23 protein-coding genes and 1 riboswitch are annotated in these 24,748 nt (G+C 71.5%); of the genes, 10 read left to right on the top strand and 13 right to left on the bottom strand.

Features of this window, described 5'->3' with window-relative positions:
* Positions 1 to 61: 61 nt before the first annotated feature.
* Positions 62 to 1,033, top strand: a complete 972-nt coding sequence (locus tag ACIQ9P_RS13700; protein WP_402354564.1) for a helix-turn-helix domain-containing protein — start codon at positions 62 to 64, stop codon at positions 1,031 to 1,033.
* A 60-nt stretch (positions 1,034 to 1,093) separates the two neighbouring features.
* On the opposite strand, the gene ACIQ9P_RS13705 is transcribed toward ACIQ9P_RS13700, so the two are convergent.
* The 4 genes from ACIQ9P_RS13705 to ACIQ9P_RS13720 all read right to left on the bottom strand — a co-directional run bounded on the left by ACIQ9P_RS13705 (position 1,094) and on the right by ACIQ9P_RS13720 (position 5,074).
* Complete coding sequence (locus ACIQ9P_RS13705) at positions 1,094 to 1,903, bottom strand: histidine phosphatase family protein (RefSeq protein WP_402354566.1); 810 nt, start codon at positions 1,901 to 1,903, stop codon at positions 1,094 to 1,096.
* A 167-nt stretch (positions 1,904 to 2,070) separates the two neighbouring features.
* Positions 2,071 to 3,684: a monocarboxylate uptake permease MctP gene (gene mctP / locus ACIQ9P_RS13710; protein ID WP_402354568.1), complete on the bottom strand. Its 1,614-nt coding sequence runs from the start codon at positions 3,682 to 3,684 to the stop codon at positions 2,071 to 2,073.
* Positions 3,681 to 3,962, bottom strand: coding sequence for a DUF3311 domain-containing protein (locus tag ACIQ9P_RS13715; protein WP_402354570.1), 282 nt, complete (start codon positions 3,960 to 3,962; stop codon positions 3,681 to 3,683). The genes mctP and ACIQ9P_RS13715 overlap by 4 nt, the downstream gene beginning before the upstream one ends.
* 314 nt (positions 3,963 to 4,276) lie before the next feature.
* The gene (locus ACIQ9P_RS13720) at positions 4,277 to 5,074 is read right to left on the bottom strand and encodes a GntR family transcriptional regulator (RefSeq protein WP_402354572.1); all 798 of its coding nucleotides are present in this window, start codon (positions 5,072 to 5,074) and stop codon (positions 4,277 to 4,279) included.
* A 336-nt stretch (positions 5,075 to 5,410) separates the two neighbouring features.
* Between ACIQ9P_RS13720 and ACIQ9P_RS13725 the strand changes: the two genes are divergently transcribed.
* The 7 genes from ACIQ9P_RS13725 (at position 5,411) to ACIQ9P_RS13755 (ending at position 15,310) form a co-directional block, all read left to right on the top strand.
* Positions 5,411 to 6,709 carry an extracellular solute-binding protein gene (locus tag ACIQ9P_RS13725; protein ID WP_402354574.1) on the top strand — a complete coding sequence of 433 codons (1,299 nt, stop codon included), beginning with the start codon at positions 5,411 to 5,413 and terminating at the stop codon, positions 6,707 to 6,709.
* A gap of 89 nt (positions 6,710 to 6,798) precedes the next feature.
* A complete protein-coding gene (locus tag ACIQ9P_RS13730; RefSeq protein WP_402354576.1) occupies positions 6,799 to 7,827 on the top strand; it encodes a carbohydrate ABC transporter permease in 1,029 nt (342 codons plus the stop codon).
* A complete protein-coding gene (locus tag ACIQ9P_RS13735) occupies positions 7,824 to 8,651 on the top strand; it encodes a carbohydrate ABC transporter permease (RefSeq protein WP_402354578.1) in 828 nt (275 codons plus the stop codon). Before ACIQ9P_RS13730 ends, ACIQ9P_RS13735 begins: the two co-directional genes overlap by 4 nt.
* Positions 8,652 to 8,658: 7 nt before the next feature.
* Positions 8,659 to 10,212: a glycoside hydrolase family 3 protein gene (locus tag ACIQ9P_RS13740; protein ID WP_402354580.1), complete on the top strand. Its 1,554-nt coding sequence runs from the start codon at positions 8,659 to 8,661 to the stop codon at positions 10,210 to 10,212.
* 447 nt (positions 10,213 to 10,659) lie between these two features.
* On the top strand, positions 10,660 to 11,955 hold the full coding sequence (locus ACIQ9P_RS13745; RefSeq protein WP_402354963.1) for an extracellular solute-binding protein: 1,296 nt from the start codon (positions 10,660 to 10,662) through the stop codon (positions 11,953 to 11,955).
* Positions 11,956 to 12,200: 245 nt separating this feature from the next.
* A complete protein-coding gene (locus ACIQ9P_RS13750; RefSeq protein WP_402354582.1) occupies positions 12,201 to 13,253 on the top strand; it encodes an SIS domain-containing protein in 1,053 nt (350 codons plus the stop codon).
* A 536-nt stretch (positions 13,254 to 13,789) separates the two neighbouring features.
* Positions 13,790 to 15,310 carry a sensor histidine kinase gene (locus tag ACIQ9P_RS13755; protein WP_402354584.1) on the top strand — a complete coding sequence of 507 codons (1,521 nt, stop codon included), beginning with the start codon at positions 13,790 to 13,792 and terminating at the stop codon, positions 15,308 to 15,310.
* A 472-nt stretch (positions 15,311 to 15,782) separates the two neighbouring features.
* On the opposite strand, the gene ACIQ9P_RS13760 is transcribed toward ACIQ9P_RS13755, so the two are convergent.
* Together ACIQ9P_RS13760 and ACIQ9P_RS13765 are read right to left on the bottom strand one after the other, a co-directional pair.
* Complete coding sequence (locus ACIQ9P_RS13760) at positions 15,783 to 16,034, bottom strand: WhiB family transcriptional regulator (RefSeq protein WP_014138019.1); 252 nt, start codon at positions 16,032 to 16,034, stop codon at positions 15,783 to 15,785.
* 370 nt (positions 16,035 to 16,404) lie between these two features.
* Entirely contained in the window at positions 16,405 to 17,376 is a 972-nt protein-coding gene (locus tag ACIQ9P_RS13765) for a diacylglycerol/lipid kinase family protein (protein ID WP_402354586.1), read from the bottom strand.
* Positions 17,377 to 17,426: 50 nt separating this feature from the next.
* Here ACIQ9P_RS13765 and ACIQ9P_RS13770 point away from each other — a divergent pair, with 50 nt between their 5' ends.
* Positions 17,427 to 17,855 carry a hypothetical protein gene (locus ACIQ9P_RS13770; RefSeq protein ID WP_402354588.1) on the top strand — a complete coding sequence of 143 codons (429 nt, stop codon included), beginning with the start codon at positions 17,427 to 17,429 and terminating at the stop codon, positions 17,853 to 17,855.
* 80 nt (positions 17,856 to 17,935) lie between these two features.
* Here ACIQ9P_RS13770 and ACIQ9P_RS13775 read toward each other — a convergent pair whose 3' ends face one another.
* From ACIQ9P_RS13775 to sodN, 7 genes are all read right to left on the bottom strand, one after another.
* Positions 17,936 to 19,003 (bottom strand): SigB/SigF/SigG family RNA polymerase sigma factor, encoded by a 1,068-nt coding sequence (locus ACIQ9P_RS13775; protein ID WP_402354590.1) that lies wholly within the window; start codon positions 19,001 to 19,003, stop codon positions 17,936 to 17,938.
* 164 nt (positions 19,004 to 19,167) lie between these two features.
* Positions 19,168 to 19,578 carry an anti-sigma regulatory factor gene (locus tag ACIQ9P_RS13780; protein WP_402354592.1) on the bottom strand — a complete coding sequence of 137 codons (411 nt, stop codon included), beginning with the start codon at positions 19,576 to 19,578 and terminating at the stop codon, positions 19,168 to 19,170.
* A gap of 288 nt (positions 19,579 to 19,866) precedes the next feature.
* Positions 19,867 to 20,343 (bottom strand): GNAT family N-acetyltransferase, encoded by a 477-nt coding sequence (locus ACIQ9P_RS13785; protein ID WP_402354594.1) that lies wholly within the window; start codon positions 20,341 to 20,343, stop codon positions 19,867 to 19,869.
* 69 nt (positions 20,344 to 20,412) lie between these two features.
* Positions 20,413 to 21,405, bottom strand: coding sequence for an ABC transporter substrate-binding protein (locus tag ACIQ9P_RS13790; RefSeq protein ID WP_402354596.1), 993 nt, complete (start codon positions 21,403 to 21,405; stop codon positions 20,413 to 20,415).
* A gap of 54 nt (positions 21,406 to 21,459) precedes the next feature.
* Positions 21,460 to 22,254 (bottom strand): ABC transporter ATP-binding protein, encoded by a 795-nt coding sequence (locus ACIQ9P_RS13795; protein ID WP_402354598.1) that lies wholly within the window; start codon positions 22,252 to 22,254, stop codon positions 21,460 to 21,462.
* A complete protein-coding gene (locus ACIQ9P_RS13800) occupies positions 22,251 to 23,342 on the bottom strand; it encodes a FecCD family ABC transporter permease (protein WP_402354600.1) in 1,092 nt (363 codons plus the stop codon). Before ACIQ9P_RS13800 ends, ACIQ9P_RS13795 begins: the two co-directional genes overlap by 4 nt.
* A 100-nt stretch (positions 23,343 to 23,442) precedes the next feature.
* Positions 23,443 to 23,560, bottom strand: a riboswitch (cobalamin riboswitch).
* A gap of 113 nt (positions 23,561 to 23,673) precedes the next feature.
* Positions 23,674 to 24,069 carry a superoxide dismutase, Ni gene (gene sodN / locus ACIQ9P_RS13805; RefSeq protein WP_030309129.1) on the bottom strand — a complete coding sequence of 132 codons (396 nt, stop codon included), beginning with the start codon at positions 24,067 to 24,069 and terminating at the stop codon, positions 23,674 to 23,676.
* Between the two features lie 219 nt (positions 24,070 to 24,288).
* Between sodN and sodX the strand changes: the two genes are divergently transcribed.
* Complete coding sequence (sodX, locus tag ACIQ9P_RS13810) at positions 24,289 to 24,747, top strand: nickel-type superoxide dismutase maturation protease (RefSeq protein ID WP_045939130.1); 459 nt, start codon at positions 24,289 to 24,291, stop codon at positions 24,745 to 24,747.
* Position 24,748 lies beyond the last annotated feature (1 nt).

Raw genomic sequence — 24,748 nt, forward strand, 5'->3', positions numbered from 1 at the left:
ACGAGTGGCAGGAATGCCCGAATGCATCGAAAAACTGCCACCCCGGGGCTACCCTGGCGGCATGCTCAGCAACGTGGTCGCGGTCGTGATGGAAGAGGTCCACCCCTTCGAACTCGGAGTGGCCTGCGAAGTGTTCGGCCTCGACCGGACCGGGGACGGGCTGCCCGGCTACGACTTCGCGATCGCCGGCGCCCGCCCCGGCCCGCACCGCACCCACGCCGGCTTCACCATCGACGTCCCGCACGGCCCCGAGCGGCTCGCCACCGCCGACCTGGTGGTGGTCACGGCCACCACCATCAGCCGGGAGTACCCGGAGCCGCTGCTGGAGGCGCTGCGGGCGGCCCACGCCCGCGGCGCCCGGGTGCTGTCCATCTGCAGCGGCGCGTTCGTGCTCGGCGCCGCCGGACTGCTGGACGGCCGCCGCTCCACCACGCACTGGCGGTACAGCGCCGAACTGGCCGCCCGGTACCCGCGGACCACGGTCGAGCCGGACGTCCTGTACGTGGACGACGATCCGGTGATCACCTCGGCCGGCACGGCGGCCGGCATCGACGCCTGTCTGCACCTGGTCCGCCGGCTGCAGGGCGCCGAGGTGGCCCGGGGCATCGCCCGCCGGATGGTGGTGGCGCCGCACCGGGAGGGCGGGCAGGCGCAGTTCGTCTGCCGCCCGCTGCCGGAGGGGGACGGTGACTCGCTGGCCCCGCTGCTCGACTGGATGCGCCACCACCTGGACGAGGAGTCGACCGTCGAGCAGCTGGCCGCCCGGGTCCACATGTCGCCGCGCACCTTCGCCCGGCGCTTCCACCAGGAGACCGGCACCACCCCGCACCGGTGGCTGACCGGGCAGCGGCTGCTGTTCGCCCAGCGGCTGCTGGAGTCGACCAGCGAGCCGGTGGACGCGATCGCCGCCCGCTGCGGCTTCGGCAACGCGGCCACCCTGCGGCACCACTTCGGCCGTCGGCTGGGCACCACGCCGCTGGCCTACCGGCGCTGTTTCGCCGAGCCCGCCACCAGGGTCGCCGTCCGGGTCTGAGGACTCCGCGGGAGTCCGGCGGCCCGGTGCTCCCGGGAGCACCGGGCCGCCGTGCCCGTCTCAGTCCGTCGGCTCCAGGTGCCCGGTGTCGTTCCAGTGCTCCGGCCGCAGCCGCCCGGTCTCGGCGCGCCAGAGGCTGGTGGAGCAGTTGCGCACCGGCTCCAGCGCGGTCAGCTGCTCCTCGGAGAGCCGGTCCAGCGCGTAACGGAGCATGAGCACCGTGCAGTCGTGCGCGATCAGCAGCACCGGCCGCCCGGCGTCCTCGGCGCAGATGTCCCGCAGCACGCTGCGCACGCGCAGGGCCACGTCGGCCCAGGACTCGCCGCCGGGCGGGCGGTAGTACAGCTCGCCCATCTTCCGCCGCCGGGCCGCCTCCCCGGGGTGCTCGGCCTCGATGGCGGCCCGGGGGAGCATCTCCAGGACGCCGAGCTCGCGGTCGCGCAGCCGCTCGTCGTAGCGGACGGCCAGCGCGACCGGGACGGCGCCGAGGCCGGCCGCCTGGGCGAGCGCGATCCGGGCGGTCTCGGCGGTGCGCACGTACGGCGAGCACCAGACGCTGCGCGGCCGGTCGGCGCTGGGCAGCCCGGCCCACCAGCGGCCGAGGGCCTGGGCCTGCTGCTGGCCGCGCATCGAGAGCGGGATGTCCGCGTCCCGGCAGCTGATCGGGACGCTGAGCGCGCCGGCCGCCTCGGCGTGCTGGAACTCGACGTTGGCGGTGGACTCGCCGTGGCGGGTGGCGATCAGGACGGAGGGGACGGAGGAGAGGCCGGGGGCCGCGGTGGCGCCGGCGGGCCGGTGCGGGGCGGCCGTCCGGTGCCGTCCGTCGGTGTGGTGGTGCTGGCCGTTGAGGGTGGTGCCGAGTTCTGCCATTGCCGCCGCTCCCCGTGGGTCGATCAGTTGCCGGCCTGCTGTCGGTCCGGTCTGGTTGCTGCCCTGGTGTGGTGCCCAAATCCTGCGGCCGTTCATACATATGATCGCGCCGTCCCCTCCAGGTTGACGGAGGGGACGGCGCGAACACAGGGCGCGCACGGCACGGATCAGTGCGCTGTCACGGGCTCCGGCGCGTTCTTCGGCTCCCGGTCGCCGCTCTCGGCGCTGTAGTCGCCCGGCCGGGTCTCGTCCGGCCCGTCGGGCGCCTTGACGGCGCGCAGGACCAGCGTCAGCACCACCGCGACCAGCAGGTTGAGGACGAAGGCGGTGAGTCCGATGTAGCCGAACTCGCCGATGCCGGGGATCTCGGCCGCGTTCCCGCCGAAGTGCTTGGTCTTCGGGCTGGCGATCCCGTACGCCTGCCAGGTGCCGTAGACCATGCCGGCCGCCCAGCCGGCGAGCAGCGCCCAGTGGTGGAACCAGCGGGTGAACAGGCCGCCGACGATGGAGACGAAGGTCTGCAGGATCCACAGGCCGCCGAGCAGCTGGAGGTTGATCGCGGCCTGCTTGTCCATGCCGAGCACGAAGACCAGCGCGCCGACCTTGACCAGCAGCGAGACCAGCTTGGCGACCCGGGTCTCGTCGGCGGGGGTGGCGGTCGGCTTCAGGAACTCCTTGTAGACGTTGCGGGTGAACAGGTTCGCGGCCGCGATGGACATGATCGCGGCCGGCACCAGCGCGCCGATCCCGATCGCGGCGAAGGCGACGCCGGTGAACCAGTCGGGGAACATGTTCTCGAACAGCTGCGGCACCGAGAGCTGGGTGTTGAAGCCCTTGTCGCCCTTGCCGACGCCGGCCGCGATCGCCATGAAGCCGAGCAGCGCCAGCAGGCCGAGCATCAGCGAGTACGCGGGCATGATCGCCATGTTCCGGCGCACGGTGTTGCGGGACTTGCTGGCCAGCACGCCGGTGACCGAGTGCGGGTACATGAACAGGGCCATCGCCGAGCCGAGCGCCAGCGTCGCGTACGTCCACTGTTTGTTCTCGGGCACGGTGAGCGAGCCGCCGGACTTGGGCGCGGCGAACTTCTCCCCGACGGTGTCGAAGATGTGGCCGTAGCCGCCGAGCCGGATCGGGATGTAGATCACCGCGACGATGATCACCACATAGATGAGGGCGTCCTTGACGAAGGCGATCAGCGCCGGCGCGCGCAGCCCGGAGGAGTAGGTGTACGCGGCGAGCACCCCGAAGGCGATGAACAGCGGCAGGTCCTTGACGAACCAGCTCGCGTTCTCGCCGCCGCCGACGCCCAGTACGTCCAGCACCGCCTGGATGCCGACCAGCTGGAGCGCGATGTACGGCATGGTGGCGAGGATGCCGGTCAGCGCGACCATCAGCGACAGCGGCCGGGAGCCGTAGCGCCCGCGCACGAAGTCGGCGGGGGTCACGTAGCCGTGCACCCGGGAGACCGACCAGAGCCGGGGGAGGAAGAGGAAGACCAGCGGGTAGGCGATGATCGTGTAGGGGACGGCGAAGAAGCCGGCCGCGCCGGTGGCGTAGACCGCGGCGGGCACGGCCACGAAGGTGTAGGCGGTGTAGAGGTCCCCGCCGAGCAGGAACCAGGTGACCCAGGTCCCGAAGCTGCGTCCGCCCAGGCCCCATTCGTCCAGGTGGTGGGCGTTGTCGGCCCGCCGCCACCGGGAGGCCAGGAAGCCCATCACGGTGACCAGCAGGAAGAAGAGGACGAAGACCGTCAGCGCGGGCACGTTGACCCCGTTCACCGGACCTCACCCGCCGTCCCGGCGCGGGCGGCCCGGCGGGCCTTCTCGTCCCGGTTGATCAGCAGGTAGGCCGCGACCGTGAAGACGGCCGAGGCCGGCACCCAGAGCAACTGGTACCAGTAGAAGAAGGGGACACCGCCCACCTCGGGGTCGGCCTTGTCGTACGAGCCCACCCAGAGCATCGCGACGATCGGCACCAGCAGGGCGAGCGCGGCCAGCACCCGCTCGGGGGTCACCGCCGGCAGGGCGTGGCCCGGGGGTTCTTCTGGCTCGGGCATGACAGGTCGGTCGGTGTCGAGATCTGACGACATGGTTCGGCTCCGCTCCGGAGGGTCTCACCTCGCCGGCGCCGCAGCCCCGGGGAACCGCACGGCCCCGTGGCCCGCCGAGCAGCACCACTGGTGATCGGCAGTCAGTATGGATGCGGAATCTAGAGCATCGGGTGATCCATGTCACCGGATCGGCGCATATTCCCGCCATCCGGACCTGTCCGCGCGCCCCGGACGCACCACGGGCCCCGGCGCGTGCGCCGGGGCCCGGAAGCGGTGGAGGGTGGTGCGGGAGCCGCGGGGGTGGTGCTGCCGGGCGTTCGCTACGCCGGCTCGGGCCGCTGGAGGCGGGTGATGAACTTGTAGCGGTCGCCCCGGTAGATCGAGCGGACCCACTCGACCGGGTCGCCCTCGGCGTCGAAGGAGTGCCGGGACAGCTGGAGCATCGGCAGGCCGAGGTCGGAGCCGAGCAGCCCCGCCTCGCGCGGGTCGGCCAGCGTGGTCTCGATGGTCTCCTCGGCCTCGGCCACGGTCACCCCGTAGACCTCGCGCAGGGCCGTGTAGAGGGAGTTGTGCTTGGCCAGATTGCGGCGCAGGGCCGGGAAGCGCTTGGCGGACAGGTGGGCCACCTCGATCGCCATCGGGTCGCCGTTGGCCAGCCGCAGGCGCTCGATCCGCAGCACCCGGCCGCCGGGCTTGATGTCCAGCAGCGGGGCCAGTCGGTCGTCGGCCGAGATGTAGCCGATCTCGATCAGCCGGGAGGTGGGTTCCAGACCCTGGGCCCGCATGTCCTCGGTGTAGGAGGTCAGCTGGAGGGCCTGGGCCACCTTGGGCTTGGCGACGAAGGTGCCCTTGCCCTGGATGCGCTCCAGCCGTCCCTCCACGACGAGCTCCTGGAGGGCCTGCCGGACGGTGGTGCGCGAGGTGTCGAACTGCGCCGCCAGTGCCCGTTCGGGCGGTACCGGGGTGCCGGCGGGCTGGGTCTCGGTGAGCTGCAGCAGGTGGCGCTTGAGGCCGTAGTACTTCGGCACCCTGGCGGCCGGGTCCGTGCCGCCCTGGGCGGCGAGATTCTTCACCTGGGGGTCGTTGACCTGGGCCGTGCTGCCCCCGTCGCTGCTCATCGGACCTGTCTCCCGCTTCTCGCGGGGCTCCTGGGGAGCCTCGCCACTTCATTAACGGCTCACATCGTTGCATGTATGGCTACGGAACGAATACCTCATCACGCGATGAACGATGTGCGGTGTCGGCTTGATAACGGGTGGTCCTGATCGGTCGAACAGCCGTTGACAGGCCCATTGGTCTAGGCCAAGCTCCAGGCATCTGGTCTACACCACTAGGCCGGTAACTATGAATCCCCCCACCCGTTCGCTGGGGTCCGCGGCACCATTCCTCCCACCTCGTGTGGGTATGCCGCTGCCACCCGACGGGGGTAACCAGGCATCCCTCAGGAGGATGGCGTGAAGCGTCAGCTCATCGCGGCGGTCGGCGTCGCGGCCATGGTTGTTGGTCTCGCGGCCTGTGGCTCGGACGCCAAGAAGGACGACAGCGGCAGCAACTCCGCGTCCGGCTCGTCCACCGCGGCCAGCGGCAAGAAGGACTACAACGGCAAGACGCTCAAGGTGTGGCTGATGACCGGCTCGGCCCCCAAGGGCTGGGAGGACTCGGTGAAGACCGAGTTCGAGTCCACCTACCCGGGCTCCAAGGTCGACTTCCAGACCCAGGAGTGGACCGGCATCGGCCCGAAGGTCACCGCCGCTCTCTCCGAGGGCTCCGTCGACGTCCTCGAGGTCGGCAACACCCAGACGGCGGGCTACGCCGCCACCGGTGGTCTGCTGGACATCACCAAGGACAAGGCCGCGATCGGCGGTGCCGACTGGGCCGCCAACCAGAGCGAGTCGGCGATCCTGGACGGCAAGCAGTACGCCGCCCCGTGGTACGTCACCAACCGCGTCGTCTCCTACAACAAGGACCTCTGGACCAAGGCCGGTCTGAGCATCCCGAAGACGCTGGACGAGTTCTACACCTCGCTGGAGAAGCTCAAGACCACCGAGGGCGTCGCCGACCCGATCTACATGCCGGGCCAGGAGTGGTACGTCTACTTCGGTCTCCTCACCAGCGAGGGCGGCAAGCTGGCGAAGAAGGACGGCGACAAGTGGACCGGCGGTCTGTCGACCCCCGAGGCGCAGAAGGCTTTCGACGTCTACAAGAAGCTCCAGGGCTACTCGGTCACGGGTGCCAAGGACAAGGACGAGGCCAAGCCGCAGCAGAAGGACGTCTTCGGCAAGGGTGACGTCGGCGCGATGATCGGCCTCGGCTGGGAGCTCCCGGACGAGAAGGCCATGGCCAAGGACAAGATCGGCTTCTTCCCGCTCCCGGGCAAGACCGCCGACAAGCCCTCCGGCGCCTTCCTCGGCGGCTCGAACCTGGCCGTCGCCTCGGCCAGCAAGAACACCGACATGGCCAAGGACTTCCTGAAGGTCGCCCTCAACGACAAGAACGAGGGCATCGTCGCCGCCTCGGGTCTCATCCCGAACAAGACGGCGCTGAACGACAAGGTCGTCGGCGACTTCGCGTCCGCCGCCAAGCTGGCCGCGGTCGTCGGTGGCATCACCCCGACCACGCCGAACTGGGCGAGCGTCGAGAACGACCCGAACCCGATCAAGGAGTTCCTGACCGCTGCCCTGACCGGCGACTACGCCGCCGCGGCCAAGAAGGCGGACGACGAGATCGCCAAGCGTCTCAACGCCAAGCAGTAGCAGTCGAGCGGCGTCGCTCACCGGCCCCCGGCGGGGGGCCGGTGGGCGGCGCCTGTCCGTCGTGGTCGGGAAGTCAGGAAGAGAGAACGATGGCTGTGCATTCGGAGCGGGTGCAGACACAGTCCCCGGAGTCAGGGAAGGCTGCTGTGGCCAGTATTGAGAAGAGCGCCGTCCGCGGTGGCGGCGCCGGCACCGCGAAGAAGAGTGCCAGACCATCGGACGGCCCGGGGATCGGTTCCCGGTTCGCGCCCTATCTGCTGCTCCTGCCGGCCACCGTGGCCACCCTGGCGCTGCTGGGCTGGCCCCTGCTGAAGACCGTCCTGGTCTCGTTCCAGAACCTGAACGCGCGCCAGCTCGTCCAGCACCTGACCGAGTGGAACGGCTTCGAGAACTACACCGAGCAGCTGGGTGACGCCCAGTTCTGGGCCGTCACCGGCCGCTCGGTCGCCTTCACCGCGCTGAACGTCTTCCTGATCATGGTCGGCGGCGCGCTGGTCGGCCTGCTGCTCAACCGGCTCGGCAAGAAGATGCGGCTGCTGCTGTCGATCGGCCTGCTGTTCGCCTGGGCGATGCCGGTGGTCGCCTCGACCACCGTCTACACCTGGCTGTTCGAGACCAGGTTCGGTGTCGTCAACTGGGTCCTGGACTCGCTGGGCTGGCACTCGATGGCCACCTACAACTGGACCGGCAGCCAGTACTCGACCTTCTTCGTGATCCTCCTGCTGCTGGTCTGGGGCTCGATCCCGTTCGTGGCGTTCAACATGTACGCGGCGCTGACCACCATCCCCAAGGAGCTCTACGAGGCGGCCCGGATGGACGGGGCGGGGCCGGTGAAGATCTTCACCGCGGTGATGTTCCCCAACCTCAAGCCGTTCTTCCTGGCCACGACCTTCCTTGAGGTCATCTGGATCTTCAAGGCGTTCACCCAGATCTACGCGATCAAGGCCGGTGGCCCCGACGGGCTCACCCGCACCCTGCCGATCCACGCCTTCCTGGAGGGCTCCGGCCGCCAGCACTACGGCACCGGTGCCGCGATCGCGGTGCTCACCATCCTGATCCTGGGCGTCCTGATGGCGTACTACTTCCGGATCATTCTGAAGCAGGAGGACGAGCTGTGAGGCGCTCGCTCATCGGACGCACCTGGCCCAACGTCGTCGCGGCGGTCCTCTTCGTCTTCTTCGCGTTCCCCGTCTACTGGATGATCAGCACGGCCTTCAAGCCGTCCAAGGACATCGTCAGCAAGACGCCGGTGTTCGTGCCGTTCAACGCGACCCTGGAGCACTTCAGGACCGCGGTCAACGTGCCGAAGTTCTGGACGTACACCGCCAACAGCTTCATCGTCACCGTGCTCGCGGTGGCCATCTCGCTGGTGATCGCCACCCTGGCGGCCTTCGCCATCGCCCGGATGCGCTTCCGCGGCCGCAAGACCTTCGTCCTGGTCATCATGGCGGCGCAGATGGCGCCCTGGGAGGTCATGACCATCGCGGTCTACCTGATCTCCCGCGACAACGAGATGCTGAACAGCCTCGTCCCGCTCACCGCCTTCTACATGATGATGGTGCTGCCCTTCACCATCTGGACCCTGCGCGGCTTCATCGCGGCGGTCCCGAAGGAGCTGGAGGAGTCGGCCATGGTGGACGGCTGCACCCGCACCCAGGCGTTCGTGAAGGTGATCTTCCCGCTGCTGGCGCCGGGCCTGATGTCCACCTCGCTGTTCGGCTTCATCACGGCCTGGAACGAGTTCCCGCTGGTCCTGATCATCAACAAGACCGACGGCCAGACCCTGCCGCTGTGGCTGTCCTCGTTCCAGACCGCCTTCGGCAACGACTGGGGCGCCACCATGGCGGCGTCGACGCTGTTCGCCCTCCCGGTGCTGATCCTGTTCGTCTTCCTGCAGCGCAAGGCGGTCGGTGGCCTCACCGACGGCGCCGTGAAGGGCTGATCCCATCGTGAGCATCCTCGTACCCACCCTCCCGGCCTCCGACCAGTTGCACCGTGACGCGCTGACCGTCCTCCAGCCCGGCTTCGTCGGCACCGAGCCGCCGGAGTGGTTGCGTCGGCACCTCGCGGCCGGCCTGGGCTCGGTCGCCCTGTTCGACCGCAACGTGGCCGACCTCGGCCAGCTGGCCGCCCTCACCGCCGCGCTGCGGGCCGAGAACCCCGATCTGCTGATCGCCATCGACGAGGAGTCCGGCGACGTCACCCGGCTGGAGGCGGGCTCCGGCTCGTCCTGGCCGGGCAACCTCGCCCTCGGCGCCATCGACGACCCGGCGCTGACCCGCGACGTCGCCCGTGAGCTGGGCCGGGCCCTGGCCGCGGCCGGGGTGAACTACAACTGGGCGCCCACCGCCGACGTCAACTCCAATCCGCGCAACCCGGTGATCGGCGTCCGCTCCTTCGGCGCCGACCCGGAGCTCTGCGCCCGCCACACCGCCGCCTGGGTCGAGGGCCTGCAGTCGGCCGGCGTCGCGGCCTGCTCCAAGCACTTCCCGGGCCACGGCGACACCGCCGTCGACTCGCACCACGGTCTGCCGGTCATCGACGTCGACCTGGACGTGCTGCGCGCCCGCGACCTGGTGCCGTTCCAGGCCGCCATCGCCGCCGGGACCAAGGCCGTGATGACGGCCCACATCATGATCCCGGCGCTCGACCCGAAGCTGCCCGCCACGCTCAGCCCCACCGTGCTGCGCGACCTGCTGCGCGCGGCCCCGCAGGACGGCGGCCTGGGTTACCAGGGCCTGATCGTCAGCGACGCGATCGAGATGGGCGCCATCGCCGACACCTTCGGCATGGGCGACGGCACCGTGCTGGCCCTGGCGGCCGGCGCGGACGCCATCTGCGTGGGCGGCGGTCTGGCCGACGAGGCCACCGTGCTGATGCTGCGGGACGCCATCGTGGCGGGCGTGCAGTCCGGCCGGCTCCCGGAGGAGCGGCTCGCCGACGCGGCCGACCGGGTGCGCGCGCTGGGCAGCTGGGGCCGGATCGCGGCCCAGGGCGAGCGGCCGGAGGCCGACCTCGCGGTCGGCCTGCGCGCGGCCCGCCGGGCGCTGCGGGTGGTCCGGGCCCCGGGCCGGGAGGTCCTGCCGGTGACCGAGCGCCCGTTCGTGGCCTCGTTCTCCGCCGAGCCCAACATCGCCGTCGGTGACGTCACCCCGTGGGGCGTGGCCGGCATGCTGGCCGACCGCTTCCCGGGCACCCGGACCCGTGAGGTCGGCCCGGAGGCCGCCGCGGCGCAGGTACTGGACGCGGTGGTGGCCGAGGTGCTGGCCGACGCCGCCGGCCGCCGCCTGGTGCTGGTGGTCCGGGACGCCCACCGGCACGAGTGGATGTCGGCCGCGCTGGCCCGCCTGGTGGCGGCCCGGCCGGACGCCGCGGTGGTCGAGATGGGCCTGCCGCAGTCCGAGCCGGTCGGCGCGCTGCACATCGCCACCCACGGCGCGGCCCGGGTCTGCGGCCTGGCCGCCGTCGAGGTGCTCACCGGGCAGCCGGGGGCGGTCGGCTGACACCCCGCCGGACCGTGACACCGGGGGCCGGGAGGCACCCCGCGGACGGGCCCGCCATGCGCATGCCGCATGGCGGGCCGTCGGCGTTTTCCGGACCGCCGCGTACCGGTTGACCTGCCGGTTCGGTCGACCTGACGGTGTTCCCTCAAATCCTCCTTAAGGCACCCTTAAGTTCTACTTAGGGTGACTGTCGCGCAACTGATCGCCCACGGGGTACAACAGGTCTGCAACGGCCGTTCCTGCCAGGTCATTTGGCGTTGACACCAGCAGTGGTCTAGGCCAGGCTCCAGTCCATCCGGTTCGAATTTCAATTTCCCCGGATGTGGTATCGGCCCACCCCGAAGCTCTTCGCCGCCCTCCCCGGACACCGTCCCGTCGGGCAGCCAGCACGCTGCCGGCGGGCACAGCTCAAACACCTCGGAGGATGGCGTGGGAAAGCGTCGGTTCATGGCGTCGGTCGGCATCATGGCGCTGGCCGCGGGTCTGACGGCCTGTTCGTCGGGCGGTTCGGGCTCCAACGGCGCCAAGTCGGCCTCGGCCGACCCGCAGTCCGCCACCGGCACCGTCACGGTCTGGCTGATGGACGACGCCCAGAAGAGCTGGCCCGACCTCGTCCAGCGGGTCAACGACGAGTTCGCGGCCAAGTACCCGAAGGTCACCCTGCGGCTCGCCTACCAGGGCTGGGCCGACAAGGTCGCCAAGCTCGACAGGGCGATCGCCGACGGCACCGCCCCGGACGTGGTCGAGCTCGGCAACACCGAGACCATGAAGTACGTGCTCTCCGGCCAGCTGGCACCGGTCGAACGGAACACCTTCGACAACGCGGACAGCTGGATCAAGGCGCTCGCCAACACCTGCACCTACCAGGACAAGCTCTGGTGCGTGCCCTACTACGCGGGCGCCCGGGTCGCGATCTACAACGGGGCCGCGCTCCAGCAGGCCACCGGCAGCGCCGACTTCCCGAAGACCGAGGACGAGCTGCGCACGGCCCTGGACCGGATCGCCGACAAGAACAAGGCCGACAAGACGTACTCCCCGCTCTACCTGCCCGGCCCGTACTGGTACGCCGCGATGAGCTACGTCTCCGCGTACGGCGGCGCCATCGCCCGTTTCGACAGCAGCGGCAACTGGCACGGCACCCTCAGCGACCCCAAGTCGCAGCAGGGCATCACCCACTTCGTCGACCTGGTGCGCAAGTACAACAAGGGCGATCTGACGCTCAACGAGCAGAACCAGTACGAGGCGATGGCCCGCGGCCACGCGGCGGCCTTCTACGGCAACGGCTACGAGGCCGCCAGCGTCGCCGCGCCGGTCACCGGGGACCCGAGCCTCAAGGACGCGGTCAAGGTGGCCACGATGCCCGGCCCGGGCGGCAAGCCGCTGCCGACGTTCATCGGCGGCTCGGCGCTCGCCGTCACCGCCAAGTCGCCCGCCGCGGCCCTGGCCACCGACTGGGTCCGGATGTTCACCAGCACCAAGTCCGAGCAGGCGCTCGCCGACAAGGACATCCTGCCGAACAACCTCACCCAGCTGAACCCGCTGAAGAGCAAGCCCGCCACCGCCGCCGCGGCCAACGCGGTGCCGGACGCCTGGTTCACCCCGCTGGCCCCCGGCTGGGGGCTGGTGGAGAAGCAGAAGATCCTGCCGGACATGCTGACCGCGATCCTCAAGGGCAAGCCGGTGGACCAGGCCGCCAAGGAGGCGGACGCCGCCATCGACCAGCTGATCAACAAGGCCGGCTGAGCGGAGCCGTCCCGGATCCGGAGCCCCTCCCCGCACCGCCGGGAGGGGCTCCGCCCACGTCACGGCACCCCCGGCGGCCGCCGGACCCGGCGCGACCCCGTCCTCGGATGTGCCGCAGCCGGGCCGCCCCCGTAGGATTGCCGCAGCAAACACCGGAGCGAGTGTGCGGACTCGCCGCCGTAGAGGTCCCCGCCGGGCATTCCCGCCCGGGCGGGGTGGAACCATCTCATCGGAGGCACCCCACGATGTCCGACCCGCAGACCGTCCCTGGCCGGATCATGGCGGCGGAGATGGCCGAGCAGCCGGCCGTCCTGCAGCGCATCCTCGACGAGGGCGCCCCCAAGATCTTCGAGATCGCCGGGCAGATCGCCGCCCGCAAGCCGCGCTTCGTCCTGCTGACCGCGCGCGGCACCTCGGACAACGCGGCGCTGTACGCCAAGTACCTGATCGAGATCCTGCTGGGCAAGCCGGCCGGTCTCACCTCGATGTCCACCACCACCGCGTACGGGGCCCAGCCGGACCTCACCGACGTGCTGGTGATCACGGTCAGCCAGTCGGGCGGCTCGCCCGACCTGGTCGCCTCCACCAAGGCGGCCCGCGAGGCCGGGGCCATCACGCTCGCCGTCACCAACAACCCGGGCTCGCCGCTGGCCGAGGTGTCCGAGTTCCACATCGACGTGCTGGCGGGCCCGGAGAAGGCGCTGCCGGCCACCAAGACGTACACCGCCGAGCTGCTCGCCCTCTACCTGCTGATCGAGGGCCTGCGCGGCGGCGACGGCGCGGCCGCCAAGGACCTGCCGGAGCTGGCCACCGCGATCCTGGCCCGCCAGGACGAGGTCAAGGCCCTGGCCGAGCGCTACCGCTTCGCCCAGCGCCTGGTCATCACCTCGCGCGGCTACGGCTACCCGACCGCCCGCGAGGCGGCGCTGAAGCTCATGGAGACCACCTACATCCCGGCCTCCCCGTTCTCCGGCGCCGACCTGCTGCACGGCCCGCTGGCCATGGTCGACAACGTCTCCCCGGTGATCGCGATCGTCCCGGACGGCAAGGGCGGCGAGGCCCTGCAGCCGGTGCTGGACCGCCTGCGCGGCCGTGGCGCGGACCTGGTCGTGGTGGGCCAGCAGGCGCAGGTCGAGTCCGCCTCGGCGGGCTTCGCGCTGCCGGCCGGCGTGCCCGAGGAGGTGCAGCCGATCCTGGAGATCCTGCCGCTGCAGCTGCTCGCCTACGAGGTCACCATCGCCCGCGGTCAGGACCCGGACGCCCCGCGCGCCCTGGCCAAGGTCACCGAGACCCACTGACGCGACAACGCCGAGACCCCCGTCCACAGCCTGTGGACGGGGGTCTCGGCGTTTCGGCCTCCGCCCGCGGGGCGGAACGGGTCCGGAAAGCACTACGGGCCACGGCGCCGACACGGGACCCTCAACCCTCCCTCCTTGCCCGCCAGCGGGCTGGGGGCACCTCCCGACCGGAGGTTGGGGGCGAGGGGCCCATGGCACCGCAGCCCGGGCCTGGAAAGCACTACGGGCCACGGCGCCGACACGGGACCCTCAACCCATGCGGCACCGCAGCCCGGAGCTGTCGTCGGGCGCCGTGTAAGACCGAGAACTGTGCGGGGTCCTCGCTCGGCGGCGTCCGACCGAGAAGAGACCTCGCGCGGTCAGGGCAGTTGCGCGGTGGGTCTCTCCTTGGTGCCCTTTCATTGTGGACTAGACCAATCTGGCTTGTCCAGGCCGGTCCGAAAATTGGTCTGGACAACCTGGGGGAGAGCTCGCGGCACCCGCCGGCCGGGGGAGCGCCCGGGCCGTCCGCGCACCCCTCGGGCTACGCTCGCCCTGTGCCCTCGCTGAACGAACTCGTCCGCCGCCACACCACCCTGACCGGTGCCGATGTGGAGTGGCTGCACATGCTGGTCTCGGAGTGGCAGCTGCTCTCCGACCTGTCCTTCGCCGACCTGGTCCTGTGGATCCCCACCTGGGACGGCATCCGGTACGTCTCGGTCGCCCAGATGCGGCCCAACACCGGCCCGACCTCCTACCAGGACGACATGGTCGGCCACCTCGTCCCGCGCGGCCGCCGCCCGCTGCTGGACGCCGCCTACGACGAGGGCCGGATCGTGCGCGAGGGCGACCCGGAGTGGCGCGAGGAGGTGCCGGTCCGGGTCGAGTCCATCCCGGTGCGGCGCGAGGGCAAGGTGCTCGGGGTGATCGCCCGCAACACCAACCTGCTGACCGTCCGCACCCCCAGCCGGCTGGAACTCACCTATCTGCAGAGCGCCTCCGACCTGGCCCAGATGATCGCCGCCGGCACCTTCCCGTACCACGGGGTCGAACAGGCCGACATGGACGCCGCGCCCCGGGTCGGGGACGGCCTGATCCGCCTCGACGCGGACGGCATCGTCACCTACGCCAGCCCCAACGCGCTCTCCGCGTACCACCGGCTCGGCCTCACCGCCGACCTCGTCGGCAGCCACCTGGGCCGGGCGACCGCCGAGCTGGTGCCGCCCTCCCGGGCGGCCGTGCACGAGGCGCTGGTCAAACTGGCGAGCGGCTGGGCGCCCCGGCAGACCGAGGTGGAGGTCCAGGGCGGCGTGGTCACCCTGCGGGCCATCCCGCTCAAGCCCAAGGGCACCCTGACGGGCTCACTGGTGCTCTGCCGCGACGTCACCGAGCTGCGCCGCCGGGACCGCGAGCTGATGACCAAGGACGCCACCATCCGGGAGATCCACCACCGGGTGAAGAACAACCTGCAGACGGTCGCCGCGCTGCTGCGCCTGCAGTCCCGCCGGATGGACTCGGAGGCCGGCCGGGCCGCCCTGGACGAGGCGGTGCGCCGGGTCGGCTCGATCGCGATCGTGCACGAGACGCTCTCCCAGGCGCTGGACGAGAAGGTGGCCTTCGACGAGATCGCCGACCGGGTGCTGGCCATGGTGGTGGAGCTGTCCCAGGACGGCCGGGTGACGACCCGGCGCAGCGGCAGTTTCGGCATCCTGTCGGCCGAGGTGGCCACACCGCTCGCGATGGTGCTCACCGAGCTGTTGCAGAACGCGCTGGAGCACGCCTTCGGGCCGAGCGCCTCCGGCAGCCTGGAGGTCAGCGCGCTGCGCGGCCGGGCGCCGGCCACCGGGATGGGCTGGTCGGACAGTTGGAACGGCGGGGCGCGGCCGGAGGAGTACCTGCTGATCACCGTGCAGGACGACGGCAAGGGCATGCCGGAGGGCTTCGACCCGCAGCAGGCGGGCAATCTCGGGCTGCAGATCGTCCGGACGCTGGCCACCGGGGAGCTGGGCGGCACCTTCGACATGGTGGCGGGTCCGAACGGCGGTACCAAGGTGGTGCTGGAGATCCCGGTGCGCTGAGTCGCACCGAAGTGCGGGGGGAGCGTGCGGCCGGGGCGGGCGCCGGTGGCCCGCTCCTTCACCACCGTCCAGGCCGGCACCGTGCGCGGTGCGCGGGCGCCCAAGGCGGGCGACGGCAGGCGAGGGCAGAAGGCAGAAGGCAGAAGACAAAAACGAGGCCCTGTCGACCGGGGGGGGGTGGGTCGACAGGGCCTCTCAACCCGTTCCGGCCGTCGGGGGGAGTCGGCCGGAACGGGGGCTCTATTGGCGCGCCACTCGCCGGTGCGTTGCACACGGTGAGCGCCACAGCTCCACAATATTGCTCTAAGTGAACAGTATCAAGTGGCTGGGCGGGCAAGTGTCGCGGGACCTCTTCGGGCAAGGTCCTTTGTGCGGAAGGCTTCACCAGGAAGTGCAGGCGAAGCCTTTGATCATGTGTTGATCGGTGCGGTGGTTACTGCTGGTACTACGGCGTGTGATCAGGCGGTGCGGGTCAGGCAGTGCGGGCGCGGTTGCGGGCGGCGCGACGCTTCATCGCGCGACGCTCGTCCTCACTCATGCCGCCCCAGACGCCGGCGTCCTGGCCGGTCTCAAGGGCCCACTGGAGGCACTGCTCCATGACCGGACAGCGGCGGCACACGGCCTTGGCTTCCTCGATCTGCAGCAGAGCAGGACCGGTGTTCCCGATCGGGAAGAACAGCTCCGGGTCCTCTTCGCGGCAGACAGCGCGGTGGCGCCAGTCCATGGTCGTCCAACTCCTCCTGCCGACGGGGGTCACCCGCACGGCACATCGATGGTCTTTGTGAATGTGAACGCTTTCACGAATCCCGCGACAGCAAAAGAGACCAAAGGCCCATCGGGCCCGGGAGGTCTGTGCTGGGGAGGGATTCGGCGATTCGAGGGACACCCCGCGGTCGGCACCCAACAGGTTCTGAGGTTGCCGTCGCTGCGATGTGTCCCGATCGCCATGTAGAGGTTCGCAAACCTCGGGCCCGGATACAACCCCCTTCAGGGAGGAATTTTTGATTCTTCGGTGTCGCCTAGCTCACAGCCAGTACTTCTATGGAGTGAAGGGGGCTTGTGCGTTCGAGAAGAAGGGGGAAGGGCCCTTCTAGTCACACAATCACACGCAGTGCCCGCCGTACGCCTGTGAAACTGACGCGACTCCTGGACCCAAGGTGGTCCCCGTCGACCTGGAACGGGGCCGGTTCCTCCGAAACCAAGGTGAAGTGACGGACGTCGTGATAGGAGACGACATGCTTCCCGGAGGGCCCCGACGACGGGGCGCCATCGCTCGAAGGCCCGTGCGACCGCAGGATCTGACGGACCGTTCGAGCGGTGCCGAACGCTGTCATCCGGGTGATGCCGAAGACGTCGAGGTCCGCGTCGAAGGAGGCCAGCGGCGAGGGATAGACCGGGCGGTTACCCAGGAACGTCCAGGGAGAGGTGTTGCTGACTATGGCCAGCGCCAGGCCGGGCACCGGCCCCAGGCCCGCCATTTCCAGGGAGACGGGCCCCGATCTGCGCTGCTCACGCTGGGTGACGAAGTGGCGGAGCGCCTGCGTGACATAGAGCGCGTGGGTGGACTTGCGCCCCGCCCGGCGCTGTTCCTCGACCCGGCCGACCACGCCGGCGTCGAAGCCGAGACCGGCCGTGAAGGTGAACCAGCGGTCCGGCAGTCCCTCGGTCATCGCCTTGCCCAGACCGATCGGTCGCTCCCGCCGGCCCTCCAGGGCGTTCAGCAGCGCGCCGGTCGCCTCCACCGGGTCGTTCGGCAGTCCCAGCGCGCGGGCGAACACATTGGTCGAACCGCCCGGGACCACGGCCAGCCGGGGGACCTTCTCACCCGGGCCGTGCGAGAGCAGGCCGTTGACCGCCTCGTTGACGGTGCCGTCGCCGCCCAGGGCCACCACCAGGTCGACCGCGCCGTCCTCCACCGCCTCGCGGGCCAGGTCGCGCGCGTGGCCCCGGTACTGGGTCTGCGCCACCTCCAGCTTGAGGTCGCTGCGCAGGGCGTGGATCAGGACGTCCCTGGTGCGGCCGCTGGTGGTGGTCGCTTTCGGGTTGACGACCAGGAGAGCGCGCATGTGCTCAGCCTACGGGTCGGTACGGACCTCCCGGCGGCTACCCTGCTGGAGTGACCGCAGAATCCTCCGCACCCGTACCCGCGCCCGGTGCCGGCCGTCCCACCGCCCTCACCCTGGGCGCCGCCATCACGGCCGTCGCGGGTGCCGCGCTCGCCGTCGTCGGCGTCTGGGACATGGTCGCCGCGCTGTCCGGCCAGTCCAAGCAGCTCGCCCTGAACGAGTTCGGCGGCCTGGTGATCGTGCTGCTCGGCGTGCTGCCGCTGCTCGCCGCCCGGGCGCTGCTCCAGGGCCGCCGCTGGGGCCGCAGCCCGGCCGTGCTGACCAACTCGATCTGCCTGCCGGTGGCCTACTACATGTGGCAGAGCGGCGGCGCGATGACCGCCGTCGGGGCGGGTGTCGGCCTGCTCGGCCTGGTCGGCATCGGCGCGCTGCTCAGCCCGAAGTCGACGGCGGCCCTCTACGCTCCGCACGAGGGCTGAGCGCGGAGGACCGCCGCCGCTTCCGGTGCCGCACGACCGACGGCCGCCTCCCGGCGGCCGTCGGTCGTGCTTTCCCGGTCCTACTCCTCGACCAGCAGCTTCTCCCGCAGCTGCGCGAGCGTCCGGGCCAGCAGCCGCGAGACGTGCATCTGGGAAATGCCGACCTCGGCGGCGATCTGGGACTGCGTCATGTTCCGGAAGAACCGCAGGACCAGGATCTTCTGCTCCCGGGGCGGCAGTTGGGCGAGCAGCGGCTTGAGCGACTCGCGGTACTCGACGCCCTCCAGGGCCTCGTCGGTGGCGCCCAGGGTGTCCGCGACGGCCGGCGACTCGTCGTCGTTGTCCGGCACGTCCAGGGACAGCGTGGAGTACGCGTTGGCGGACTCCAGCCCCTCCAGCACGTCCTCCTCGGAGATCCCGAGGTGCTCGGCCAGTTCGTGCACCGTGGGGGAGCGGCCGTGCCGCTGGGAGAGCTCGCTGGTCGCCGTGGTGAGCGACAGCCGCAGTTCCTGGAGCCGGCGCGGCACCCGGACCGCCCAGCCCTTGTCGCGGAAGTGCCGCTTGATCTCGCCCACGATGGTCGGCGTCGCGTAGGTGGAGAACTCGACCCCGCGCTCGTGGTCGAAGCGGTCCACCGACTTGATCAGTCCGATGGTGGCGACCTGGGTGAGGTCGTCCAGCGGCTCGCCCCGGTTGCGGAACCGCCGGGCCAGGTGCTCGACCAGCGGGATGTGCATCCGCACCAGCTGGTTGCGCAGCTCGACGCGCTCCGGGGAGCCGTCGGGCAGCGCGGACAGCCGGACGAACAGGGCCCGGGCCGCCTCGCGGTCCGGGGCACCGCTGCGCTGCGGACCCTGGGCGGGTAGCGCGGCGCGCAGCGCCCGGGCCGCCTCGACGGCGGCCCCGTCCTCCGGGCCGTCGCTGTCCGGACCCGCGTCCGGGCGGTCGGCCGGCGGGAGGTCCGCGGCCGACGGCACGGGCGTGGGCGACTGATCGGGCGACGACTCGGGCGTCGGCTCGGTCGGCTGGCTCATCCGGTGGGCGTCCTTCGGGTGCGCTTCGTCGTTGGCGGCGAGGCCGGGGACGCTCGCCTGGGTCGGTACGGCAGGGCCCGCCGTCGCGAGGCCGGTACGGTCCAGATCACTCACGGCCATTCCCCCGTTCCGTTCCGGGAGCACCGGGACCGCCGGTCCCGGTTCGTCTCGATGGTCGTACCGCCGGGTGGGGGCGGTACCGGGAGCCGTCCGTCCGGCCCGGTGTTGCCGGGCGGACGGCCCTTGTCGGTTGCTGCTGCCGCGCTGCCGCGGCGGACCTAATGGGCGGTGGAGCCGCCGCGCTTCTTGTGCAGGCTGATCGACACCGTCTTGTCCTCGGCGACCGTGGACTCGACCTCGCCGGCCAGTGCGGAGAGCACGGTCCAGGCGAAGGTGTCGCGTTCGGGCGCCCGGCCGTCGGTGGTGGGTGCCGAGACGATCACCTTCAGGGAGTCGCCGACCAGGCGGAACTCGCAGGAGAGGACCGAGCCGGGGACGGCCTGCTGGAGGAGGATGGCGCATGCCTCGTCGACCGCGATCCGCAGGTCCTCGATCTCGTCCAGGGTGAAGTCCAGCCGGGCCGCGAGGCCCGCCGTGGCTGTACGCAGGACCGAGAGGTAGGCGCCGGCCGCGGGCAGCCGGACCTCCACGAAGTCCTGCACTCCGGGCTCGCCGTCGATCTGGGACACCCTCACCTCCTGGGTGACGCGCTGTGCTTCCGGGCCGGTGGCCGCGGCACTGTCTGTTGCTTGGCTCAACTGCTTCGCCCCAACTGTCCAGAGGGGTGGTGCGGTACGTACCGGTCATACCCCTCGGGGGTCGTCCGGACGCCGCCGTCCGTCCGAGACGTTACCGCGTTCCTGCCCCGGAGCGGGAGTCACTCATGGTAAGCCATCGCGACGCAGGGTGGCAGTGGTCCGACGGGGCCGGTGCGCGCCCTCCGCGCACGCCCTCCGCACCCCGCGCGCGGGCCCGGTTCAGCGGGTGCCGGCGGCGGTCAGCGCCTCGTCGGTCAGGCGGTAGACGGTCCACCCGTTCATCGGGACCGCGCCGAGTGCCTCGTAGAAGTCGATCGAGGGCCGGTTCCAGTCCAGCACCGACCACTCGACCCGGGCGTAACCGCGCTCGACGGCGATCCGGGCCAGTTCCAGCAGCAGGGCCTTGCCGTGGCCGCCGCCGCGGGCGGTCGGGCTGACGTACAGGTCCTCCAGGTAGATCCCGTGGCTGCCGCGCCAGGTCGAGAAGTTGAGGAACCAGAGCGCGAAGCCGACCGGTTCGCCGGTGGTGTCGTCCTCGGCGATCAGGCCGAACACGGCCGGCCGCTCGCCGAACAGGGCGGCCCGCAGCTGCTCCTCGGTGGCGACCGCCTCGTCCGGAGCCTTCTCGTACTCGGCCAGTTCGTGGATCATGCGGTGGACCACGGGGATGTCGGTGGGGACTGCGGCGCGGATCATGACTCCGAGCCTACTGGGGCCGCCCCGTTCCCGTCCCGGACCGGGCGGAGGCCCGGGACGGCCGGCGTCTCAGCGGGCCGGGACGGTCCGCAGGTAGGCCGCCAGCGCGGTGACCGCGGCCGGGTTGCGGGGGCTCTCGACCAGATCGACGTAGTCCAGGACGAAGATCCGGTCGTTGCGGACGGCCGAGACGCCGGCCAGCGGCGGGAAGGACTTCAGGAACTGCCGCTTCGCCTCGGCGTCGGGGGTGCCGTAGTTGTTGATCACGATCACCTCGGGGTCGCGCTCGACCACGGTCTCCCAGCCAACGGTGGTCCAGGAGTCGGCGAGGTCGCCGGTCACGTTCCGCCCGCCGGCCTTGGTGATGATCTCCTCCGGGGCGGCGAACCGGCCGGAGGTGAAGGGCTTGTCCTCGCCGCTGTCGTACAGGAAGACGCCCGGGCGGTACGCGGGCTCGGGGACGGCCGCGATCTCCGCCTTGAAGCCGGCCACCAGCCGGTCCGCCCGGTCCCGGACGTCGAAGATGTCGCCCAGGTTGGTGAGGTCCGTGTACAGCGCGTGCAGCGGGGACATCACCCCGCGCTCGGTGCCCTTGCCGCTGCGGCAGGACTCGGTGAGCACGTAGGAGCCGATGCCGACGCCGGCCAGGGCCTGCGGGGTGACGCCCCGGCTGTCGTCGAAGCCGTAGTTCCAGCCCGCGAACACCAGGTCGGCCCTGGCCTCCAGGGCGATCTCCTTGGTGATCTGCTGCTTGGAGAGCCACGGCGCGCGCTGGTAGGCGTCCTTCCAGGCGACCTTGTCGACCTGGCCCTTGTCGTCCGGCATCACGTAGCCGGCCATCCGGTCCTCCAGGCCGAGCGCGAACATCAGCTCGGTGATGCCGACGTCGTTCGTCACCACCCGGGCGGGCTTGCGGTCGAAGGTGACCTTGGCTCCGCAGTTCTCGACGGTCACCGGGTAGTGGGCGGAGGCGGCGGCGTCGCCGCGCGGGGCGATCTCGGCGCCGCAGCCGGTCAGGGCGAGGGCGAGCAGGGCGGCGGCGGCAACGGCCTTGGTGCGCATGGTGGGTCCTCGGGGCGGTGGTTGGCGGGTCGTACGGGGAGCGGGCGGGGCCGCTCAGGGCAGGCGGTCGAACAGCAGCTGGACGGCGCCGGTGACCGGGTGCCGGACCGGTGTCGCGCGGACCTTGAACACCTCGGCCAGCAGCTCCGGTTCGAGCACCTCGGCGGGCGGTCCGGAGGCGACGATCCGCCCCTGCGCGACCACGTACAGCAGATCGCAGTGCCCGGCGGCCAGATTGAGGTCGTGCAGTGCGGTGAGCACCGTCGGCCCGGCCTCCCGGACCAGCGCCAGCACCTCCAACTGATGGGTGATGTCCAGGTGGTTGGTGGGTTCGTCGAGCACCAGCACCCGGGGCTGCTGGACCAGCGCGCGGGCGATCAGCACCCGCTGCTTCTCGCCCCCGGAGAGGCTCAGGAAGCCCCGGCCGGCCAGGTGCCCGGCGCCGACCCGGCCCAGCGCGGTGGCGCAGTGCTCCTCGTCGGCCGCGGACGGGCCGGCCAGGGCGCCGCGCCGGTGCGGCAGCCGGCCCATGCCGACCACCTCGGCGACGGTGAAGTCGAACTCGGCGGTGTGTTCCTGCGGCAGCGCCGCCACCCGTCGGGCGGCCTCGCGCGGGGCGAGCCGGTGGACCTCCTCGCCGCCCAGCAGGACGGCTCCGGCGGCGGGCCGCAGCGCCCGGTAGACGCAGCGCAGCAGGGTGGACTTGCCGCTGCCGTTCGGGCCGACCAGGCCGACCACCTGGCCGGCGGCGGCGGTCAGGGTGACCTCGTGGACCAGCCGGACGCCGGCCAGGTCGACCGAGACCCGGTCGACCGCGAGGTCCAGGGCCCCGGTGTCGGCGGCGCTCACCGGCCGCCCCCGAAGGAGTAGCCGCGACGGCGCATCAGCAGCAGGAAGCAGGGCACCCCGACGGCCGCGGTGACCACGCCGACCGGCAGTTCGGCGGGAGCCAGCAGGGTGCGCGAGACGATGTCCACCCAGACCAGCAGCAGGGCCCCGGCGAGCGGCGCGACCAGCAGCAGCCGTCGGTGCCCGGCGCCGACCAGCATCCGGGCCAGGTGCGGGACCATCAGGCCGACGAAGCCGATCGCCCCGCTGACCGCGACCACGGTGCCGGTGACGGCCGCGGTCACCACGAACAGCGCGCGCCGCAGCCGGTCCGGGTCCATACCGAGCGAGGCGGCGGTCTCGTCGCCCATCGCCAGCGCGTCCAGTTGTCCGGCGGAGCGGGCCAGGTACGCCAGGCCGGCCAGCACGGTGACGGCGGCGATCGGCACCGAGCCCCAGGTGGCCCCGCCGAGGCTGCCGAGCAGCCACATCATGGCCGAGCGGGCGGCCTCGCCGCGGGCCGCGGCGAAGACCATCAGCGCGGTCACCGCGGAGAATCCGTAGGACATCGCGGTGCCGGTGAGCACCAGCCGCAGCGGGGTGAGCCCGTGGGCGGTCCGGGCCGTCAGATAGACCAGCACCATGGCCAGCAGGGCCGAGACGAAGGCGGAGGCGGAGAGCGCCCAGACGCCGAGCGAGGCGAAGGCGCCGAACATCAGCACGGCGTTGGCGCCGACCGAGGCCCCGGAGGAGATGCCGAGCACGAAGGGGTCGGCCAGCGCGTTGCGGACCATCGCCTGGACGGCGACGCCGGTGGCGGCGAGCCCGGCCCCGACGACGGCGGCCAGGACGGCGCGCGGCAGCCTGATCTCCCAGACGATGGCGTACGCGGCGGCCTCGTCGGCCTCCAGTCGACCGCCCGTCAGTCCGGCGCCCAGCAGCCGCAGGACCTGGCCCCAGCCGAGGCCGGCGGAGCCCACCGCGACGGCGCAGACCAGCGAGCCGAGCAGGGCCGCGGCGAGTCCGACGGCGAGCGGGAGGGCGGGAGCCCGGCGGGGGCCCGGTGGGGCCGCGGCGGTGGCCGGTGCGGCCGCGGTGCTGCTGCTCACTGGTGGCACGCCTTGCCTCGGGCCGGGTACGGCGAGGGGCGGCGCGGCCGGGCGGGGGTGTGCCGGGGCGCCATCCCCTCGCAGTCCGCGGCGAGTTGTCGGGAGGTCGGCGTCCCCGGGCGATCGGGCTCACGGCCGAGGGGGCCGTTTACCGTTGCGGGTCAGCGCCGGATTCGCACCGGCTTCCCCCGTGGGACGCCCTGGCAGCATAACAAGCGCTGACGGCCTACGACCCTTACCGGTCGAACGGTCGTGCCCGTCCGGATCCGAACGCGCGACCGCCCCCGTCCGGATCCGGACGGGGGCGGCCGAAAGGCGACCGGGCGGGGGATCAGCCCTGCTTGGTCTCCCAGAAGATCTTGTCGACCTCGGCGATGAGGTCGAGCAGCGCCTGGCCGGTGGCCGGGTCGGTGGACGCCTTGGCGGCCGAGGCGGCCTTCAGGGTGTCGTTGACGAGCTGGTGCAGCTGCGGGTACTTCTCGAAGTGCGGGGCCTTGAAGTAGTCGCTCCACAGCACCGAGATGTGGTGCTTGACCGCCTCGGCGCGCTGCTCCTTGATGATGACCGCGCGGGCGCGGAAGTGCGCGTCCTCGTTGGCCTGGTACTTCTCCTGAGTGGCCTTGACCGACTCGGCCTCGATCCGGGCCTGGGCCGGGTCGTAGACACCGCAGGGCAGGTCGCAGTGGGCGTGGGCGGTGGCGCGAGGTGCAAACAGACGAGAGAACATGGGAGTCCTTCCTTAGATCGTCTTCCCGCGCCCGAGATTACCTGCCGGACCGTCCGCTTTCCCGGTCGGGCGGCGTGACTGGGGCAAAAGACGGAGCCGGAACCGGATCAATCCGGACATCGGCCGACGGCGGCCGGTGCGGCAGACTGGTGCTCGACAGCTCGACAGCTCGACAGCAGGACGCGGGACACGGCGGGACGCGAGCCGGGAGGAGGAGCCGTGGCACGGAGCGCGGAACCGGAGGACGGTCCGCCGGGCGGCGGCGCGCCGTTCGGGCTGATCGACGTGGCGGGGGACTCGATGGTGCCGACCCTGCGCGACGGGGACCAGCTGCTGGTCCGCTACGGCGCCCGGATCCGGCCCGGCGCGGTGGTGGTGTTCCGTCACCCGTTCCAGCAGAACCTGCTGGTGGTCAAGCGGGCCGACGGCCGTCGTCCCAAGGGCTGGTGGCTGCTCTCCGACAACCGGCCGGTGGACAGCGACAGCCGCAGCTACGGAGCGGTGCCGGACGAGCTGGTGCTCGGCCGGGTACTGCTGCGGCTGCGCCCGCGCCCGGCCTGGCTGGCGCCCGGACGGCGGCTGGAGCGGCTGCTGCTGGCCGCCCCGCTGGCGCGGGTGCCCGGGCTCGCCCGCCGCCTCGGCGTCTGGATCCGGCCGGAGGAACTCCCGGTCCGCTGAG

The organism is Kitasatospora sp. NPDC094019, assembly GCF_044764505.1.
Taxonomy (GTDB): Bacteria; Actinomycetota; Actinomycetes; order Streptomycetales; family Streptomycetaceae; genus Kitasatospora.

What these genes read in the sequence shown, in the direction of transcription:
- ACIQ9P_RS13700 (WP_402354564.1), top strand. Translation starts at nt 62, where the DNA reads ATGCTCAGCAACGTGGTCGCGGTCGTGATGGAAGAGGTCCACCCCTTC.
- ACIQ9P_RS13705 (WP_402354566.1), bottom strand. Translation starts at nt 1,903, where the DNA reads ATGGCAGAACTCGGCACCACCCTCAACGGCCAGCACCACCACACCGAC.
- ACIQ9P_RS13715 (WP_402354570.1), bottom strand. Translation starts at nt 3,962, where the DNA reads ATGCCCGAGCCAGAAGAACCCCCGGGCCACGCCCTGCCGGCGGTGACC.
- ACIQ9P_RS13720 (WP_402354572.1), bottom strand. Translation starts at nt 5,074, where the DNA reads ATGAGCAGCGACGGGGGCAGCACGGCCCAGGTCAACGACCCCCAGGTG.
- ACIQ9P_RS13730 (WP_402354576.1), top strand. Translation starts at nt 6,799, where the DNA reads ATGGCTGTGCATTCGGAGCGGGTGCAGACACAGTCCCCGGAGTCAGGG.
- ACIQ9P_RS13745 (WP_402354963.1), top strand. Translation starts at nt 10,660, where the DNA reads ATGGCGTCGGTCGGCATCATGGCGCTGGCCGCGGGTCTGACGGCCTGT.
- ACIQ9P_RS13750 (WP_402354582.1), top strand. Translation starts at nt 12,201, where the DNA reads ATGTCCGACCCGCAGACCGTCCCTGGCCGGATCATGGCGGCGGAGATG.
- ACIQ9P_RS13760 (WP_014138019.1), bottom strand. Translation starts at nt 16,034, where the DNA reads ATGGACTGGCGCCACCGCGCTGTCTGCCGCGAAGAGGACCCGGAGCTG.
- ACIQ9P_RS13765 (WP_402354586.1), bottom strand. Translation starts at nt 17,376, where the DNA reads ATGCGCGCTCTCCTGGTCGTCAACCCGAAAGCGACCACCACCAGCGGC.
- ACIQ9P_RS13785 (WP_402354594.1), bottom strand. Translation starts at nt 20,343, where the DNA reads ATGATCCGCGCCGCAGTCCCCACCGACATCCCCGTGGTCCACCGCATG.
- ACIQ9P_RS13790 (WP_402354596.1), bottom strand. Translation starts at nt 21,405, where the DNA reads ATGCGCACCAAGGCCGTTGCCGCCGCCGCCCTGCTCGCCCTCGCCCTG.
- sodN (WP_030309129.1), bottom strand. Translation starts at nt 24,069, where the DNA reads ATGTTCTCTCGTCTGTTTGCACCTCGCGCCACCGCCCACGCCCACTGC.